Annotated in this window: 16 protein-coding genes; 15 read left to right on the top strand and 1 reads right to left on the bottom strand. The window is 46.1% G+C overall.

Translation table 11 applies throughout. The features are described from left to right. Positions 1 to 55: 55 nt before the first annotated feature. Both AC27IJ_RS11550 and AC27IJ_RS11545 read left to right on the top strand, forming a co-directional pair. The gene (locus AC27IJ_RS11550) at positions 56 to 1663 is read left to right on the top strand and encodes a PTS transporter subunit EIIC (RefSeq protein WP_312442610.1); all 1608 of its coding nucleotides are present in this window, start codon (positions 56 to 58) and stop codon (positions 1661 to 1663) included. A gap of 12 nt (positions 1664 to 1675) precedes the next feature. After that, a complete protein-coding gene (locus AC27IJ_RS11545) occupies positions 1676 to 3007 on the top strand; it encodes a 6-phospho-alpha-glucosidase (protein ID WP_312442612.1) in 1332 nt (443 codons plus the stop codon). A gap of 121 nt (positions 3008 to 3128) precedes the next feature. On the opposite strand, the gene AC27IJ_RS11540 is transcribed toward AC27IJ_RS11545, so the two are convergent. Next, a complete protein-coding gene (locus AC27IJ_RS11540; protein WP_312442613.1) occupies positions 3129 to 3716 on the bottom strand; it encodes a LysE family transporter in 588 nt (195 codons plus the stop codon). Between the two features lie 119 nt (positions 3717 to 3835). Here AC27IJ_RS11540 and AC27IJ_RS11535 point away from each other — a divergent pair, with 119 nt between their 5' ends. The 13 genes from AC27IJ_RS11535 (at position 3836) to AC27IJ_RS11475 (ending at position 17139) form a co-directional block, all read left to right on the top strand. After that, on the top strand, positions 3836 to 4390 hold the full coding sequence (locus AC27IJ_RS11535; protein ID WP_487148917.1) for a helix-turn-helix domain-containing protein: 555 nt from the start codon (positions 3836 to 3838) through the stop codon (positions 4388 to 4390). Positions 4391 to 4485: 95 nt separating this feature from the next. After that, positions 4486 to 5601 carry an aldo/keto reductase gene (locus AC27IJ_RS11530; RefSeq protein ID WP_487148915.1) on the top strand — a complete coding sequence of 372 codons (1116 nt, stop codon included), beginning with the start codon at positions 4486 to 4488 and terminating at the stop codon, positions 5599 to 5601. A 32-nt stretch (positions 5602 to 5633) separates the two neighbouring features. Next, positions 5634 to 7148, top strand: a complete 1515-nt coding sequence (gene pap, locus AC27IJ_RS11525; RefSeq protein WP_487148913.1) for a polyphosphate:AMP phosphotransferase — start codon at positions 5634 to 5636, stop codon at positions 7146 to 7148. 252 nt (positions 7149 to 7400) lie between these two features. Continuing rightward, on the top strand, positions 7401 to 8657 hold the full coding sequence (locus AC27IJ_RS11520; RefSeq protein ID WP_313154699.1) for a BaiN/RdsA family NAD(P)/FAD-dependent oxidoreductase: 1257 nt from the start codon (positions 7401 to 7403) through the stop codon (positions 8655 to 8657). After that, positions 8654 to 9349 carry a (d)CMP kinase gene (gene cmk / locus AC27IJ_RS11515; protein ID WP_312442621.1) on the top strand — a complete coding sequence of 232 codons (696 nt, stop codon included), beginning with the start codon at positions 8654 to 8656 and terminating at the stop codon, positions 9347 to 9349. Before AC27IJ_RS11520 ends, cmk begins: the two co-directional genes overlap by 4 nt. Beyond that, positions 9340 to 10191 carry a 4-hydroxy-3-methylbut-2-enyl diphosphate reductase gene (ispH, locus tag AC27IJ_RS11510; protein ID WP_312442622.1) on the top strand — a complete coding sequence of 284 codons (852 nt, stop codon included), beginning with the start codon at positions 9340 to 9342 and terminating at the stop codon, positions 10189 to 10191. Before cmk ends, ispH begins: the two co-directional genes overlap by 10 nt. Beyond that, positions 10172 to 11272 (top strand): 30S ribosomal protein S1, encoded by a 1101-nt coding sequence (gene rpsA / locus AC27IJ_RS11505; RefSeq protein WP_312442624.1) that lies wholly within the window; start codon positions 10172 to 10174, stop codon positions 11270 to 11272. The genes ispH and rpsA overlap by 20 nt, the downstream gene beginning before the upstream one ends. Before the next feature lie 92 nt (positions 11273 to 11364). Beyond that, positions 11365 to 13425, top strand: coding sequence for a M13 family metallopeptidase (locus tag AC27IJ_RS11500; protein ID WP_487148909.1), 2061 nt, complete (start codon positions 11365 to 11367; stop codon positions 13423 to 13425). A gap of 251 nt (positions 13426 to 13676) precedes the next feature. Continuing rightward, on the top strand, positions 13677 to 13892 hold the full coding sequence (locus AC27IJ_RS11495; protein ID WP_024291471.1) for a FeoA family protein: 216 nt from the start codon (positions 13677 to 13679) through the stop codon (positions 13890 to 13892). Positions 13893 to 13907: 15 nt separating this feature from the next. Beyond that, positions 13908 to 14126, top strand: a complete 219-nt coding sequence (locus AC27IJ_RS11490; protein WP_100305769.1) for a FeoA family protein — start codon at positions 13908 to 13910, stop codon at positions 14124 to 14126. A gap of 74 nt (positions 14127 to 14200) precedes the next feature. Next, positions 14201 to 16384: a ferrous iron transport protein B gene (feoB, locus tag AC27IJ_RS11485; RefSeq protein ID WP_312500630.1), complete on the top strand. Its 2184-nt coding sequence runs from the start codon at positions 14201 to 14203 to the stop codon at positions 16382 to 16384. A gap of 62 nt (positions 16385 to 16446) precedes the next feature. Continuing rightward, a complete protein-coding gene (locus tag AC27IJ_RS11480; protein WP_054740533.1) occupies positions 16447 to 16584 on the top strand; it encodes a FeoB-associated Cys-rich membrane protein in 138 nt (45 codons plus the stop codon). A 99-nt stretch (positions 16585 to 16683) separates the two neighbouring features. Continuing rightward, positions 16684 to 17139, top strand: coding sequence for a transcriptional repressor (locus AC27IJ_RS11475; protein WP_312442910.1), 456 nt, complete (start codon positions 16684 to 16686; stop codon positions 17137 to 17139). Positions 17140 to 17143: the final 4 nt, after the last annotated feature.

Raw genomic sequence — 17143 nt, 5'->3', positions numbered from 1 at the left:
AATCCCACCACAAGGTAATTACCAGTGTAAACAACTATATATGGAGGAATATGAGATGAGGGATAAAGTAGTAAAATCCATGCAAAGCTTTTCCAAAGCGATGATTGGACCAGTGTTATTTTTGCCTGTCGTAGGTATGATGATTGCTTTAACAGCGATCATGACCAATACTGCATTTGTTTCAGAAGGTGGACTGATGTGGACGGTTGGCAAATTTTTTAACAGTATGCTGAATTCCATAATGGGGAATTTAAGTATTTTGTTTTGTGTGGGAATTGCAAATGGTATGGCAAAAAAGAAAAAAGCAGATGCATCATTCGTAGCCCTGATGTCATACATCATGTTCTTAGGCGCCAACAGCAAGTGGCTGGAGCTGTCAGGAAAGATAGTGGAAGGGGCAACTGCCGGTGCCTTATATGGTACAGGTCAAACGATTCAGTTAGGCTTTCATGTAACAGATATGGGCGTGTTTCTTGGTATGATCATCGGTGTTTTAGTGGCCCTGGTTCACAACAAACACTGTGATACCGAGTTTAAGGGCGGATTCGCTCCTTATGGCAACAGCAAGCTTGTTTACATGATCATGATTCCGGTCATTGCAGTATTAAGCATTGGCGTGACTTATGTGTGGCCGGGAGTTGCAAACGGAATATCCGCATTGACCGGCTTTATGAGTACTGCCGGTGCATTAGGTGTATTTGTATACGGATTCTTAAACCGGTTCCTGATCCCTACCGGATTGCATCACTTAATCTGGTCGCCGTTCCTTTATTCGGCGGTTGGCGGACAGGCGGTGATCGGCGGAGAAAATGTTGTTGGTGCAAAGCCGATCTTCCTGGCGTTATTAAGCGATCCGGCAGCCGGAATGATGCCGGATACCAGCCGCTTCCTGACTTATGGCCTTATGAAGACATTTGGTATCATTGGAGTGGCATTGGCTTTCTATGTAACCGCCAAAAAAGTGAAAAAGGCGAACTTAAAGGCCCAGATGATCCCGGCCACTTTAACTGCGGTGATCGCCGGTATTACAGAACCACTTGAATTTACCTTTATTTTTGCAGCTCCTCTATTATGGCTGGTATATTCTATTCTGGATGGATTTTTTCAGATGGTCGTTTATCTGATCGGCGTCCGCGTCTGCGCCACCAATGGCATCCTGGATTTCCTTGTATTAAATCTTCCGGCAGGAATCGGCAGAACCTTATGGCCCTTGTATGTGCTGGTTGGCCTTGTGGAGATCCTTGTGATTTTCGTGGTCTTTAAGTTCATGATTGAAAAATTGAACTTAAAAACTCCGGGACGTGAAGACGATGAAACGGATGCGGCTTTGGATTTAAATGCCAATACAGCAGCAGTTAAAAAAGAATTAAAAGCAAAGCAGTCCGGCAGTGGGGAGACGGAGGAAGACCGGTTGAACCAGGGCAGGATCATCGTGGAAGCATTAGGCGGAAAAGAAAATATTGTAAGTCTGGAGAACTGCTTTTCCAGGTTAAGAGTAGAAGTTGCAGACAATTCAAGGATTGATGAAGAGGCATTAAAAGGTACCGGAGCAGCCGGTATTATGAAAAAGGGAAATGATGTCCAGGTCGTATATGGCCTCAGCGTTTCCAAAATGAGAACCTTGGTGGATGATGCATTGGAACAGATGGAATCACATAAATAAGGAGGAAAAGCTATGAACAAAACATTTAAATTAGTCATTGTAGGTGGCGGAAGTACTTATACACCGGGTATTGTAAAGAGCCTGCTGGATCAGAAGGATCAATTCAAACTTTCTGAATTAAGGCTTTATGATAATTTCAAAGAACGCCAGGACAAAGTAGGAGTTCTGGTAAAAAAGGTTATTGAACTGTTTGATCCGGAAGTAAAACTGGTTCTTACAACAGATCCGGAGGAAGCATTTACGGATGCAGATTTTATCTTTGCCCAGATGCGGGTAGGGTTATATCATATGCGGGAGCTTGATGAGAAGATCCCTTTAAAATATGATGTGGTAGGACAGGAAACATGCGGGCCTGGCGGTCTTGCATATGGTTTGAGAACCATCTATCCAATGGTAGAAGTAATCGATTATTGTGAAAAATATGCAAGCAAGGAATACTGGATCGTAAACTATTCGAACCCGGCTGCCATAGTTGCAAAAGCGATGTATAAGCTCCGGCCAAATGCCAGAATCTTAAATATTTGCGATATGCCGGTAGCGATCATGAGAAACATGGCTAACATTTTGAATTGTGACAGAAAAGATATTGTACCGGATTACTTCGGACTAAATCATTTTGGCTGGTTTACAAAAATCCGTGTCGGGGAAGAGGATCGTACCGAAGAATTAAAGGATTATGTAAGAGAACATGGCTATATGCCGCCGGATGAAAGAAGTGAAGTGCGCCACAATGATGCATCCTGGAAACATACCTTTGACAATGCAAAGAATTTAATGAAAATGTTCCCGGATTATCTTCCTAATACCTATATGCAATACTATCTGTTAGGTGATGAGATTGTAAAGCATGCAGATAAAAGTTATACAAGAGCCAATGAGGTTATGGATGGAAGAGAAAAACGGATCTTCCAGGCGGTAGAACAGTACGAAACGTCTGGAGAAATTGATATGACCCCATTTTTTACCGGAGTTCATGGGGAATTTATCGTGGAAGTAGCTATGAGCCTGGCATATAATTTAAAGAAACGTCATCTGGTTATGGTCATGAACAATGGTGCTGTTAAAAATTTACCAGACGATGCCATGGTAGAAATCCCCTGCTATATTACCAACGAAGGACCGGAAGCGACTAGAGTTGGGGAAATTCCGACCTTTTATAAAGGAATGATTGAGCAGCAGGAGGCGAGTGAAAAGCTGATCGTAGAGGCGGCAATCGAAGGAAGCTATGATAAAGCATTGGCAGCATTTACGTTAAATAAGACCATACCCTCAGCGATGGCAGCAAAAAAGATTCTGGATGAAATGATTGAAGCGAATAAGGATTACTGGCCAGAGTTAAAATAAGATAAATACTTAAACAATCTGGCTCTGGTATTTAAGACGAGGGGAGTCTTTAATGCGCCGCGGTGTACTGAAATTCAGTATGCCGCGGCGCTTTTGTTTTGTATATGATTCTCAGACCGCCTTAGATTCCCTTTGCAGCAAGGGATATGGCGCAGTATGCCAGCAAAAGGGCCATGGATAGGTTCAGTATTTTCCTGTGGCTGGAAAAGAAACGGTTAAATGCCGCTCCGGACAAGGCCCAGCAGCTGGTTCCCAGAAAACCCATAAGGGACAGGAGGAAAATAAAAAGAGCAAGGGCGGGAAAGCTTTTATAGTTTGGCAGGATAAAGGTGGTCATGGCGGTAAGTCCGTAGAGGATCACCTTTGCATTGACAAATTGAAGGATCATGCCGTTTAAAAAGCTGTTTGTTTCTAGATTGTGCTTTCCGGAACGGGGATTGTCTCTCCAGATGGACCAGGCCAGCCAAAGGATATAGCCGGCACCCGCATATACCATGAACGGTTCCAGCAGAGGAATGAACCGGTATAAAAGGCTGGTGAAGGCACAGCAGCCTGTCATAACGGCCAGAAAGCCGAAAAATACACCCAGGTTAAAGCGGATGCTCTCCCGGAATCCATATTTCCCTGCAAGAGACATGGCCATGATGTTGTTTGGACCGGGGGTAAATGCGGTCAGAAATATGTAAGAAAAAAATGCTGCGAAGTTCATGAAATACTTTTCCTCCTTTTTGGGATATGATATAATGTACATATCAAGCAATATATTGTTTGTATTATATAATATACGATTTGTGCATTATAATGTCAATGACTGGGAGGGGATTATTTTTGGATTTTATCAATTCAATTGTTGCAGAGAATTTAAAGAGGCTGCGTGAACAGAGAAAGATGAGCCTTGATGCTGCGGCAAAGGCGTCCGGGGTCAGCAAAAGCATGCTTGGGCAGATCGAGCGTGGAGAGGTGAACCCTACCATCTCCACGGTCTGGAAGATAGCAAATGGTTTTAAGGTTCCCTTTACGGAGCTGGTAAGCTGCCCTGAAGCAGAGTATGAGGTGGTTGATACGGCTCTGATGCAGCCTTTCCTTGAGGATGACGGCCATTTCCGCAATTATCCGGTTTTTCCGTTTGACAGCGCAAGGCGCTTTGAGATGATCTATATTGAGCTTGATCCCGGCAGCAGTTTAAAGGCGGATCCTCATCCGGAAAATACCCAGGAGTTTCTTACGGTTTTTTCAGGGAATCTGGAGATCCAGGCCGCCGGTGAGAGGTTTTGTGCCGGAATGGGAGGGGCCATCCGGTTTCAGGCGGACTGCCCTCATGAATACCATAACAGCAGCCTTGAAATTTGCCGGCTGAGCATGGTGATTTATTATCCGGATTAAAAAAAGTCTTTTTGTGCGGGATTAAAATATGATACAATAAAGATAAGAACGGCAGGTAAAAAAGAGCCGTAATACATATTATTCGGAGGAAGATTATGCAGTATCGTGATTTTGGTAAAACAGGAATTAAGGTATCGGCTCTGGGGTTTGGAGCTATGAGGCTTCCGATCCTTCAGGAAGAGCAGGTGGATGAAAAACGGGCGGTATCCATGATCCGCCATGCCATTGATGAAGGGGTTAACTACATTGATACGGCATATCCTTACCACCAGGGAGAGAGCGAAAGGATCGTGGGAAACGCATTAAGGGATGGCTACCGGGAGAAAACATATCTGGCCACCAAATGTCCGGTATGGAAGCTTGAAAAACCTGAGGATTTTGATGAGGTGTTAGATGAGCAGCTTAAAAAGCTTCAGACAGACCACATTGATTTTTATCTGCTTCATGCCTTAAGCAGGGATCGTTTTGAAGATAAGGTCAAAAAATTCGATCTTGTAAAACGCATGGAAAAAGCCAGGGAGGAAGGTAAAATAAAATATCTTGGATTTTCCTTCCATGATTCGTATGATGTGTTTCAGGATATCCTAGATTATTATGACGGATGGGATTTTTGCCAGATTCAGTATAACTACGTGGATTTAGAGCATCAGGCCGGAGAAAAGGGGCTGAAAGCTGCAGCGGACAAGGGGCTTGCCGTGGTGGTTATGGAACCGCTTCTCGGAGGAAAGCTGGCTGATCCTGCAGATCACGTAAAAAAAGTATTCCCTGAGGGAAAATCTACTGTAGAATATGCTCTCGATTTTTTATGGGACCAGCCGGATGTGAGCCTTCTCCTAAGCGGGATGAGCGACGAAAAGCAGCTTGAGGAAAACTTAGAATTTGCAACCCGCAGCCATACCGGAATGGTCACAGAGGACGAAAAGCAGGTTTATAAAAAGGCAAAGGAAGTATTTGATTCCATGGCCCTGGTGGGCTGCACCGGATGCCGTTATTGTATTCCTTGCCCCTTTGGCCTGGAGATCCCGGAGATTTTCTCTTATTATAACATGACGGCTGCACATAAAGAGAGTGAGGCAAAGGCAGGATACGAGGCTATGCTGGTAAAGGCGGAAGGCTGTAAGGCATGTCATCACTGCGAAAAGGAATGTCCGCAGATGATCAAGATCAGTGAGGTCATGGCAGAGGTGGCTAACGTGTTTGCAAAGCTTTAGGCTTAACTGTTTAAACAAAGGAGGGACGGTTTATGCTTGAGAAACTTGATTTATCGAAAAAAATAGACAAAGAAACCTATAAAAGCACAGTGAAAGAGCAGAGCGAAAGGCTGGGCATTTTGCAGCGGGAGTGCAAGGAGTCTGGAATTCCTGTCATGATCGTGTTCGAGGGCATGGGAGCATCGGGAAAGGGCACCCAGATCAACCGCCTGATTCAGGCGCTGGATCCCAGGGGTTTTGATGTATATGCCAATGATAAATCAACGGAAGAGGAGCGGATGCGCCCGTTTTTATGGCGCTTCTGGACCAAGCTTCCGGCCCAGGGAAGAATCGCCCTCTTTGACAGAAGCTGGTACCGGCAGGTGACCATCCAGCGGTTTGAGTTAAAGATGCCGGAAACAGACATGCCGGAGGCTTTCCATGACATCCAGTCCTTTGAGCGGCAGCTGACCGATGACGGTATGGTCATCATAAAGCTGTTCCTCTATATTTCTAAGGAGGAACAAAAAAAGCGGTTTAACCGGCTGGAAAGCTCCAAGGAAACCAGCTGGCGGGTGACAAAAGAGGACTGGCGCAGGAATAAGGAATACGGCCGTTATCTGGAAATCTCCGAGGAGATGCTTGAAAGGACGGATATGGACTACGCTCCGTGGACCATCATCGAAGCCACTGACAGGGATTTCGCCTCCGCCAAGATCATGACTCATGTGGCGGACTGCCTGGAAGATGCCTTAAAGCAGAGGGAGCTAAGAGGAGAGAGAAGAGAAAAAGAATCGCCGGTCCGTTCGGAGAAATTCCAGAACGGAGTCCTATCCGGTGTGGACTTATCAAAGACCATGACTAAGGAAGCGTATAAGAAGGAGATAAACCGGCTGGAGGAAAAGCTGGAATCCCTTCACAGCCAGATATACCGTTTAAGGATCCCCGTCGTCCTGGGCTTTGAAGGCTGGGATGCGGCAGGAAAAGGCGGGGCCATCAAGCGCCTTACCAGCCATCTGGATCCCAGGGGCTATAAGGTTTACCCAACGTCTGCTCCCAATGACTTAGAACGGGTCCATCATTACCTGTGGCGTTTCTGGAACCATGTGCCCAAAGCAGGCCATATCGCCATCTTTGACCGGACCTGGTATGGCCGGGTTCTGGTGGAGCGGATCGAGGGCTTTTGCAGCGAGGCTGAGTGGAAGCAGGCCTATCAGGAAATCAACGAGATGGAGAACCACTTGGCAAATGCCGGAGCCGTTGTCATTAAATTCTGGCTCCACATCGATAAGGATGAGCAGGAAAAACGCTTTAAGGAGCGTGAGGAAAATCCGTCTAAGCAGTGGAAGATCACGGAAGAGGACTGGAGAAACCGGGAGAAATGGGATCAGTATGAATCTGCGGTCAATGAGATGCTGGTGCGGACTTCCACGACCTATGCCCCCTGGGTGGTAGTGGAGGGGAACTGTAAATACTATGCCAGGATCAAGGTGCTAAAAACCGTTGTAGAGGCTTTGGAGGCAAAGATAAAAGAAAGAACGCTCAGCGGGCATACCTATATGCCTTAGAGTGCAAAAAAAGAAAGAAAAATTCATGACCGCTTGTTTTTTCGCTCTTTTTCGTGTAAAGTAGAAAAATAGTGAACGAAAGAGAGAGGTAACACCCTGCGGGTATACCTTTATGCCCAAATAGCGTGGGCGGAAAAGAGGAAACCCCTTCCAGGGATACCTTTATGCCCAAATAACATGGGCGGAAAAGAGGAAACCCCTTCCAGGGATACCTTTATGCCCAAATAACATGGGCGGAAAAGAGGAAATTGCATGAATACGGTTTTAATCGTGGGCGGTGGCGCTGCAGGGATGCTGGCTGGAATAGCAGCAGCCATGAAGGGCAGTACCGTCCACATTTTTGAGAAAAATGAAAAACTTGGTAAAAAGGTATATATCACCGGCAAGGGACGCTGCAATGTGACCAATGCCTGTGATACGGAGGAGCTGTTCGGAAACGTAGTGACTAATGCCAAATTCCTTTACAGCAGCTTTTATGGCTTTACCAATTTTGATATGATGGACCTGTTGGAAGAGCTTGGCTGTCCTTTAAAGACAGAGCGGGGCAACCGGGTATTTCCGGCCACCGACAAGTCTTCGGACGTAATAAAGGCTCTTACAAAACGGCTTTTGGAGCTTGGAGTTTCCATCCATACCCGCACCCAGGTGGAGAAGCTTTTGATAGAGGATGGCAGCCTTTTGGGGCTGGTTTTAAAAGACGGGGGAAAAAGGGAAAAGGTACACGGAGATGCCGTAATCGTGGCTTGCGGCGGATTTTCCTATCAGGCCACCGGCTCCACAGGAGACGGCTATGAGTTGGCAAAGGAAGCCGGCCATAAGGTCACATCCCTTTCTCCTGCCCTGGTTCCTTTTGTGGTAGAGGAACCGGTGGTAAAGGAGCTGCAGGGCCTGTCCCTCCGCAATGTGGAGGCTTCCGTATTAAACGGTAAAAAGGTGGTTTATAAGGAATTCGGGGAAATGCTGTTCACCCATTACGGGGTCAGCGGACCGGTTCTATTAAGCGCCAGCAGCTATGCGGTAAAGGAACTGAAGAAAGGGCCGCTGACCCTTTCCATTGACTTAAAACCGGCTCTTTCCGAAGAACAGCTGGATGCCAGGATCTTACGGGATTTTGAAGAGGCTGCAAACAAGCAGTTCAAGAATTCCCTGGAGCATTTGTATCCTTCAAAGCTCGTGCCGGTCATGGTGGATGTGAGCAAAATTCCGCCGGAAAAGAAGGTCAATGAAATCACCAGGGAAGAACGGCAGCGTCTTGTCCGTGCAACCAAAGGCTTTGTCCTGACGCTTTCAGGACTTCGGGGCTACAATGAGGCCATCATCACCCAGGGCGGTGTTTCTGTTAAGGAGGTAAGCCCCTCCACCTTAGAATCCAAGCTTCTCCCAGGCCTTTACTTTGCAGGGGAAGTACTGGATTTAGACGCAGTGACCGGAGGCTTTAATTTACAAATCGCCTGGTCTACCGGTTGGGCGGCCGGAAGTGCTGCCGGAGAGGAGAAATTCAAAGGATGAAGAAAGTTTATAATATAGCCATCGACGGACCGGCCGGGGCAGGAAAAAGCACCATTGCTAAGTCTGTTGCGGAAAACCTTAACTTCGTTTATGTGGACACGGGAGCCATGTACCGTGCCATGGCACTGCATTTTTTAAGAAATGGGATACCGGCAGGCGATGAGGAAGCCATTTGCCGGTCAGCCGGGGAGGTGAATGTCACCATTTCCTACGAAAATGGGATGCAGCAGGTGCTTTTAAACGGGGAAAATGTTTCGGGACTGATCCGCAGGTCGGAGGTCAGCGCCATGGCTTCTGCAGTTTCTGTCTATATGCCGGTGCGAAGTAAGCTGGTGGAGCTGCAAAAGAATCTGGCTTTAAAAGAAAATGTCATCATGGATGGCCGGGATATCGGAACCTGCGTGCTTCCGGAGGCTGACCTTAAGATATATTTAACGGCAAGCAGCCTGGTCCGTGCAAAAAGGCGGTATGAGGAGCTTCGGGCAAAGGGAGAAGAATGCAGTCTGGAGGACATTGAAAAGGATATCATTGAACGGGATTACCGGGATATGAACCGGGAAAATTCTCCCCTTAAGCAGGCCGGGGATGCGGTTCTTGTGGATACTTCATCCATGACCATTCCTGAAGTGGTGGAGCAGATTCTCCGGCTTTTTCATGAAAGAAAAATGGAAGGAGGCAGCCTGTGGAAGTGATTGTTGCCAAAACCGCCGGGTTCTGCTTTGGAGTCAAGCGGGCGGTGGAACAAGTTTATGAACAGCTGAAAAGAGATGACAAACCCATCTATACCTATGGCCCCATCATCCATAATGAGGAAGTGGTACGTGATTTAGAGGAAAAGGGAGTCAGGGTCATTCATTCGGAAGAGGAGCTTGAGAAGATTAAGGATGGAGTCGTTGTCATAAGATCTCATGGAGTCGGGAAGCGGGTTTACGAGATCATGGAACGAAACGGGATCGAGATTGTAGATGCTACCTGTCCTTATGTAAAGAAGATCCATAGAATCGCCGAGGAGCAGAATGAGGCGGGAAGACGGCTTATTATCATCGGCAATGAAACCCATCCGGAGGTAGAAGGTATTAAAGGCTGGGGAAATGACAATACTTTAGTGGTGGAAACACCCGAGCAAGTGGAAAGATTACCTCTATCGGAAAGGGAAAAGCTGTGTATCGTATCACAGACGACATTTAATTACAATAAATTTCAAGATTTAGTTGAAAAAATTTCGGAAACGCGGTATGATATACTTGTTTTAAATACGATTTGCAATGCAACACAGGAAAGACAGGTGGAAGCAAAGCGGATAGCTTCAGAAGTGGATGCCATGATTGTCATAGGCGGAAAAAGTAGTTCCAATACCCAGAAGCTGTACGATATATGCCGAAGGGAATGTAAGAACACTTACTATATCCAGACACTAGGTGATTTAGATCCTGATTGTGGAAATTCTGTGCGCAGCGTAGGTATTACAGCCGGGGCTTCAACCCCGAATTATATTATCGAGGAGGTTCATACTAATGTCAGAGTTAAGTTTTGAACAAATGTTAGAAGAATCATTGAAAACTATACGTACAGGAGAGATCGTCACTGGTAAAGTCATCGACGTAAAGGAAGATGAAATCGTCTTGAATATAGGTTACAAGTCCGACGGCATCATTCCGCGTAGTGAATACACGGATGACCAGAATTTAGATCTTACAACCGCTGTACAGGTTGGAGAAGAAATGGAAGCCAAAGTCATTAAGGTAAACGATGGCGAAGGTCAGGTAGCACTGTCTTACAAGAGACTGGCAGCAGACAGAGGCAATAAGAGATTGGAAGAAGCATTTGAAAACCACGAGGTACTTATCGCAAAAGTTGCACAGGTACTTGACGGTGGTTTAAGTGTGGTTGTAGAGGGAGCAAGAGTCTTCATTCCTGCAAGTCTGGTTTCTGATACTTATGAGAAGGACTTATCCAGATATGCAGATAAGGAGATTGAATTTGTTATTACCGAATTCAACCCTAAGAGAAGAAGAATCATCGGCGACAGAAAGCAGATCATGGTTGCAAGAAGAGCCGAGCTGCAGAAGGAATTATTTGAAAGAATCCATACGGGTGATGTGGTAGAAGGTACCATCAAGAATGTAACCGATTTCGGCGCATTCATTGACCTTGGCGGTGCTGACGGACTGCTTCATATTTCCGAGATGAGCTGGGGCAGAGTAGAGAGCCCGAAGAAAGCTTTCAAGGCTGGAGAGAAAATCAAAGTCCTGGTTAAGGATATTAACGGTGATAAGATCGCCCTCAGCTTAAAGTTCCCGGAGACAAATCCGTGGAAGGATGCTTCTTCAAAATATGCAGTAGGCAACGTGGTAAGCGGAAAAGTTGCACGTATGACAGATTTCGGCGCATTTGTTGAGCTGGAACCAGGCGTAGATGCACTGCTTCACGTATCCCAGATCTCCAAAGAGCATGTGGATAAACCTTCTGATGTTCTGGCTATCGGCCAGGAAATCGAGGCCAGAGTGGTTGATTTCAACGAAGGCGACAAGAAGATCAGTTTAAGCATCAAAGCGCTTCAGTCACAGGATGAGTCTTCAGCAGAAGATGGGGCAGTATATTCTGACGAAGTTTAAGCATAATAATAGATAGAACTAACTGATAAGGAAGTGGAGAGATCCACTTCCTTTTTAGTTTGAAAAAACCTGTAAAAGAAGAGAGGTACAATATGAAAAACAGGATCAAATTCTGTCTGGCAGCTATTGTAATGCTGTCTTTTCTCCTATCCGGGTGCGGGAAGAAAATGGAGACACAGCCGGAGCAGACAGCAGCCCAGCCGGTTAACGTTCAAGGGGAAGCAGGAAGCGACCCGGCGGAAAATGCAGACGGGGTGAGGCTGGAGGATGATTATTATGAATATGCGAACCAGGATATTCTGAACCAGGTGGAGATACCAAAGGATTCCAGCGGCTGGAGTTATTTTTATCAGCTGGAGAAAGACTCCTTTGAAGTTCTTGAGGGGGTACTTGAAGAGGCCGTAAAGAACCGGAAAGAGGTTAAACCAGGATCCCTGGAGCAGAAAATTGCAGACCTGTATTTATCCGCCTTAGATGTGAATGGGCGGGAAAAAGCAGAATTTGGACAGCTTAAGCCATATATGGATCAGGTAAGAAGTGCCTCAAACATTGATGAGTATTTAAAGGCAGTGGGAAACATATATGGGGATCTGGGAGTCAGCAGCATTATCACGGTGCAGTGGATGGAAGATATGAAGGATTCCAGCCGGTATGCTTTATATGTGGATGGGGCAGATCTGGGGCCGGGAAAGGAAACACTGGAGGATAAGACCCAGTCGGAGCTGATGGACCAGTACAAAGACTATATCGGACGGACTTTGGAATATACGGGCATGAGTAGTGATGAGGCGAAAAGAGCTGCCGCTGAAATCCTGGCATTCCAAAAGGATCTGGCTGAAAGCGCCCTTCCCTTAAGCCAGCAGGGTGACCCTGATATCATATATAATCCGTATTCCATGAAGGAAATAAAGAGTTTGCTTCCGGAAGGTGCTGTCGACTCCTATCTTACGTCAGCAGGACTTGCAGATGCTGATTCCTTAATAGTGACCCAGAAGGCGCAGATGGTAAAAATAGGCCGGTACCTGACAGAGGATCATCTCCCTGTTCTAAAGAACTATTCCATATTCAGCCTGGTAAGTGATTTTGCGCCTTACCTCGCTCCTGAGATCAGGGATAATGATATAGACTGGAATAACACACAAAATGGTATTAAGGAGAGAAAGACAGACAAGAAGCTGGCAAGTGAAAGAACCCAGAACATGCTTGGGTTTGAATTCGGCAGGCTTTATGTGGAAAAGCGTTTTTCAAAAGAAGATAAAACAGCCATTGAAAAAATGGTCCGCCATATCCTTGAGGTTTACAAAAAGCAGATCATGGATCTTGACTGGATGGGAGAAGAGACAAAAGCAGCCGCCATTAAAAAGCTGGAAAACATGACTCTTAAGATCGGATATCCGGACAAGTGGCCGAATGATTATGCAAAAGCAACCATCACACCGATTGAAAAAGGGGGAAACTTAATTGATAACGTTCTTTCCCTCATGAAGGCTCAAAATGATGTGAGCAAGGAAAAAGTCCGCAAACCGGTGGATAAAACGGAATGGGGCATGACACCTCAGACGGTGAATGCCTATTATAACCCCACCGGAAATGAAATCGTATTTCCGGCCGCCATTTTGCAGGCTCCTTTCTATGATCCAGACGAAGATTATGCGTCAAATCTGGGAGGAATCGGATCGGTCATTGCCCATGAAGTCAGCCATGCCTTTGATTCCTCAGGTTCCCTTTATGACGAAAAGGGAAACTACCATGTATGGTGGACCAATGAGGACAGGGCCAAATTCAAACAGCTGGCGGATCGGGTGGTGGCTTACTATGACGGGCAGGAAGGCTATAAGGGCCGTCATGTAAACGGAGCCCAGACCTTAAATGAGAATATCGCGGATCTCGGTTCCCTGGCCGCCATCACTTCCATTGTGGGAGATGATGCGGAGAGCTTAAAGCTGCTCTTTAAGCAATATGCAACCATATGGACGTCGAAATATACGCCGGAGAGCATGATCAGAAGGCTGAACACGGATGTTCATTCCCCGGCCAAGGTGAGGGTCAATGCAGTTCTTAGCACTACCGACGCCTTTTATAAGGCTTATCAGGAGATAAAGGAGGGAGATGCCATGTACGTGGCTCCCCAAAAGCGTGTGAAAATCTGGTAAAAAATAGGAGAGGGGCTGCGGCAAAATATTTTAGTTATTTTGCCGCAGCTCTTCTTTAAATTATCGACAAAAAGATTTCATAAAAATCTTGACAAATGTCCTAGGTTAGTGTATACTAACTAGTGCGTAATGGGAATGATTCTCATTAATATTATTAATAAACATTTCATAGGTGTACCTTTACGTCCCGTAATACGGGGCTGGCCCTGTCCCAAATGCAAGGGCAATATTAAAAAGAAAGAAGATGATGGATGATGCCTCTGACAATGGTGAAAACAGGTGAACCTAATGTGATCCGCAAGGTGGGCGGCAAGGAAGAAACAAGACGTTTTTTAGAAAATCTGGGTTTTGTATCCGGAGGAGTTGTGACGGTTGTTTCCGAAATGGGCGGAAATATGATTGTAAATGTAAAAGACTCCAGAGTGGCGATTGGAAAAGATATGGCCAATAAGATTCTGGTGGAATAGAGAGGGAGGCAGACAATGACATTAAAGGAAATTCCATGCGGAAAAACAGTTAAGGTAACAAAACTCACCGGGGAAGGACCGGTCAAGAGACGGATCATGGACATGGGTATCACAAAAGGAGTGGACATTTATGTGCGAAAGGTTGCGCCCCTTGGGGACCCGGTTGAGGTGACTGTAAGAGGATATGAATTATCTTTACGGAAAGCGGATGCGGAAATGATCCTTGTGGAGTAATTGCTTTTTACGTATGAGTTAGGTATGACTAATACCTGACAAATTAGGTGCTGACAGGCAGAAAGAGGTAGAGTATGTCAATTAAGATTGCATTAGCAGGTAATCCAAACTGCGGAAAGACAACGCTGTTTAATGCGCTTACGGGATCCAATCAGTTTGTGGGGAACTGGCCGGGCGTAACGGTAGAGAAGAAAGAAGGAAAGTTAAAAGGCCATAAGGATGTAATCATCATGGACCTTCCTGGCATTTATTCACTTTCTCCTTATACCCTGGAAGAAGTGGTGGCCAGAAACTATCTGATCACAGACCGTCCGGATGCGATTTTGAATATTGTAGATGGAACCAACATTGAGCGTAACTTATACTTGTCCACTCAGCTTATGGAACTGGGTATCCCGGTGCTCATGGCAGTCAACATGATGGATATTGTTGAGAAAAACGGAGACAAGATACATATCCAAAAGCTGAGCCAGAAGCTGGGCTGTGACGTAGTAGAGATTTCCGCATTAAAGGGAACCGGAATCCAGGAGGCGGCAAAAAAGGCCGTAGCCCTGGCAAATCAGAAAAACAATGCGGTACCGGTCCATAAATTTGCACCGGAAGTGGAATCTGTCCTGGATTCCATTGAAGATAAGCTGGGAAATGAAATCCCGGAAGAGCAGAAGCGCTTCTTTGCCATCAAGCTTCTGGAAAAGGATAATAAGATCCAGACCCAGATGAAGCATGTACCAGATGTATCGGAAGAAATCAACCGGATCGAAAAGGAAATGGATGACGATACGGAAAGCATTATCACCAATGAGCGTTACGTATATATTTCATCCATCATCCATGAGTGCTTTACGCGCAACAAGGTGGAAAAAATGACCGTTTCTGATAAGATTGACAGGATCGTAACAAATCGCTTCCTGGCTCTGCCTATCTTTGCACTGGTTATGTTTCTTGTATATTATGTTTCTGTAACAACCGTTGGAACCTGGGCTACTGACTGGGCCAATGACGGCGTATTCGGAGAGGGCTTCAGCCTCTTTGGCCTGGAAATTCCCGGTGTGCCGGTTGTTATTGAAGGCGTTTTAACTGCTGTAGGCTGTGCAGATTGGCTGCAGGGACTGATTCTTGACGGAATCGTAGCAGGTGTCGGCGCTGTCCTTGGTTTCGTGCCTCAGATGCTGGTACTTTTCATCTTCCTGGCATTTTTAGAGGCTTGCGGCTACATGGCAAGAGTTGCCTTTATCATGGACCGTATTTTCCGCCGGTTTGGTCTTTCTGGCAAGTCCTTTATCCCAATGTTAATCGGAAGCGGCTGCGGTGTGCCTGGAATTATGGCTTCCCGTACCATTGAAAATGACCGTGACCGTAAGATGACTATTATGACAACTACCTTCATTCCCTGCGGAGCAAAGCTTCCCATCATCGCTTTGATTGCAGGTGCATTGTTCGGCGGAGCAGCCTGGGTGGCTCCAAGTGCTTACTTTGTAGGAATAGCAGCCATCGTTTGCTCAGGAATTATTTTAAAGAAGACAAAAATGTTTGCAGGAGATCCGGCGCCTTTCGTTATGGAACTTCCGGCTTACCATATGCCTACAGTTGTAAATATTTTAAGAAGTATGTGGGAACGTGGCTGGTCCTTTATTAAAAAAGCAGGTACCATCATTCTTCTGGCAACCATCTTTGTTTGGTTTACTTCCTTCTTCGGCTGGGTAGACGGCCAGTTCCGGATGTTAGACGCTTTGGAACTTGATCACAGCATCCTTGCGGCAGTTGGAGGCACAATCAGCTGGATCTTCGCACCTCTTGGCTGGGGTGACTGGAAATCTGCGGTTGCAGCCATCACCGGACTGATTGCAAAAGAAAACGTAGTAGGTACATTCGGTATCCTGTTTGGTTTTGCGGAAGTTGCAGAAGATGGATCTGAAATCTGGGGAACGCTTGCGACCAGCATGACTCCTTTGGCAGCGTATTCCTTCCTGATATTCAATCTTCTCTGCGCCCCATGCTTTGCTGCTATGGGAGCCATTAAAAGAGAGATGAACAATATCAAATGGTTCTGGTTTGCTGTCGGATATCAGACCCTTCTGGCTTATGTCGTATCTCTCTGCGTTTTCCAGATTGGATCCCTGGTGATCACAGGAACTTTTGGAATCTTTACTATCGTTGCCTTTGCCCTGATCGCAGGATTCATTTACCTGATGGTGAGGCCGTCAAAGGAAGAAAAAAAATCGAACGTTCATTTAAGCAGCGTGGCAGGAGCTAAATAAGCTCCGGCCACGGCTGGAAGCCTGCACCTTACCTGCAGGCTCATAATATAAGGAGGTACTTTATGGGAACACTGGTTGTTTTAGTCGTTGTTGCCGGAGCGGTGGCGTTGGCAGTAAAAAGCATGATTCGTGATAAAAAGAACGGGAAATCCATTCAGTGCGGCGGAGAATGCAAAAATTGCGGAGGACATTGCCATTAATTTAGGCGGCAGAAGGAAAAAGCTGTTTATGCCTTAAAAATACCTGTAAACGGAGGCGCGCAAGTGGAGAGACAAACGAACATCAATGAGAAAAGAAAAATGCCTGACTCCAGAAGCTATCACAGGACAAAAATGCAGAAAGAACTGATCATTGAGAAGCTGAAGGCAAAAGGCTGCAGGATCACAAAGCAGCGCTGTACTCTTTTGGATGTCATACTGGAGCATGAATGTTCCAGCTGCAAGGAGATTTATTATAAGGCATCAGGCGTGGATGAGACCATCGGCGCTGCGACCGTCTACCGGATGGTCAATATCCTGGAAGAAATCGGGGCCATCAGCCGGAAGAACATGTATAAAGTCGTCTATTCGGAAACCTGTCCCATGGAAGAGGCATGTACGGTGGTTTTGGACGATGAAACTACTTATCAGCTCTCTGCCAAGAACTGGAATCAGGTGGTCCAGGCAGGACTTAGCGCCTGCGGATATTTAGATGGCCAGAAAATATCTTCTATTATAGTGAAGCCCTGTGAATGCGAGAATGCTGATTGCATTTGATATG

The organism is Lacrimispora sp. YZC11 (genome assembly GCF_057543815.1).
Note: the sequence above shows the minus strand (reverse complement) of the source record. Positions and strands in the feature narration are given on the sequence as shown.

Bases quoted from the DNA above. Each gene is read 5' to 3' on its own strand.
- AC27IJ_RS11495 (WP_024291471.1), top strand. From the start codon at position 13,677: ATGATGCCTCTGACAATGGTGAAAACAGGTGAACCTAATGTGATCCGC.
- cmk (WP_312442621.1), top strand. From the start codon at position 8,654: ATGAAGAAAGTTTATAATATAGCCATCGACGGACCGGCCGGGGCAGGA.
- feoB (WP_312500630.1), top strand. From the start codon at position 14,201: ATGTCAATTAAGATTGCATTAGCAGGTAATCCAAACTGCGGAAAGACA.
- pap (WP_487148913.1), top strand. From the start codon at position 5,634: ATGCTTGAGAAACTTGATTTATCGAAAAAAATAGACAAAGAAACCTAT.
- AC27IJ_RS11475 (WP_312442910.1), top strand. From the start codon at position 16,684: ATGCCTGACTCCAGAAGCTATCACAGGACAAAAATGCAGAAAGAACTG.
- AC27IJ_RS11500 (WP_487148909.1), top strand. From the start codon at position 11,365: ATGAAAAACAGGATCAAATTCTGTCTGGCAGCTATTGTAATGCTGTCT.
- AC27IJ_RS11480 (WP_054740533.1), top strand. From the start codon at position 16,447: ATGGGAACACTGGTTGTTTTAGTCGTTGTTGCCGGAGCGGTGGCGTTG.
- AC27IJ_RS11540 (WP_312442613.1), bottom strand. From the start codon at position 3,716: ATGAACTTCGCAGCATTTTTTTCTTACATATTTCTGACCGCATTTACC.
- AC27IJ_RS11520 (WP_313154699.1), top strand. From the start codon at position 7,401: ATGAATACGGTTTTAATCGTGGGCGGTGGCGCTGCAGGGATGCTGGCT.
- rpsA (WP_312442624.1), top strand. From the start codon at position 10,172: ATGTCAGAGTTAAGTTTTGAACAAATGTTAGAAGAATCATTGAAAACT.
- AC27IJ_RS11530 (WP_487148915.1), top strand. From the start codon at position 4,486: ATGCAGTATCGTGATTTTGGTAAAACAGGAATTAAGGTATCGGCTCTG.
- AC27IJ_RS11545 (WP_312442612.1), top strand. From the start codon at position 1,676: ATGAACAAAACATTTAAATTAGTCATTGTAGGTGGCGGAAGTACTTAT.
- AC27IJ_RS11550 (WP_312442610.1), top strand. From the start codon at position 56: ATGAGGGATAAAGTAGTAAAATCCATGCAAAGCTTTTCCAAAGCGATG.
- AC27IJ_RS11490 (WP_100305769.1), top strand. From the start codon at position 13,908: ATGACATTAAAGGAAATTCCATGCGGAAAAACAGTTAAGGTAACAAAA.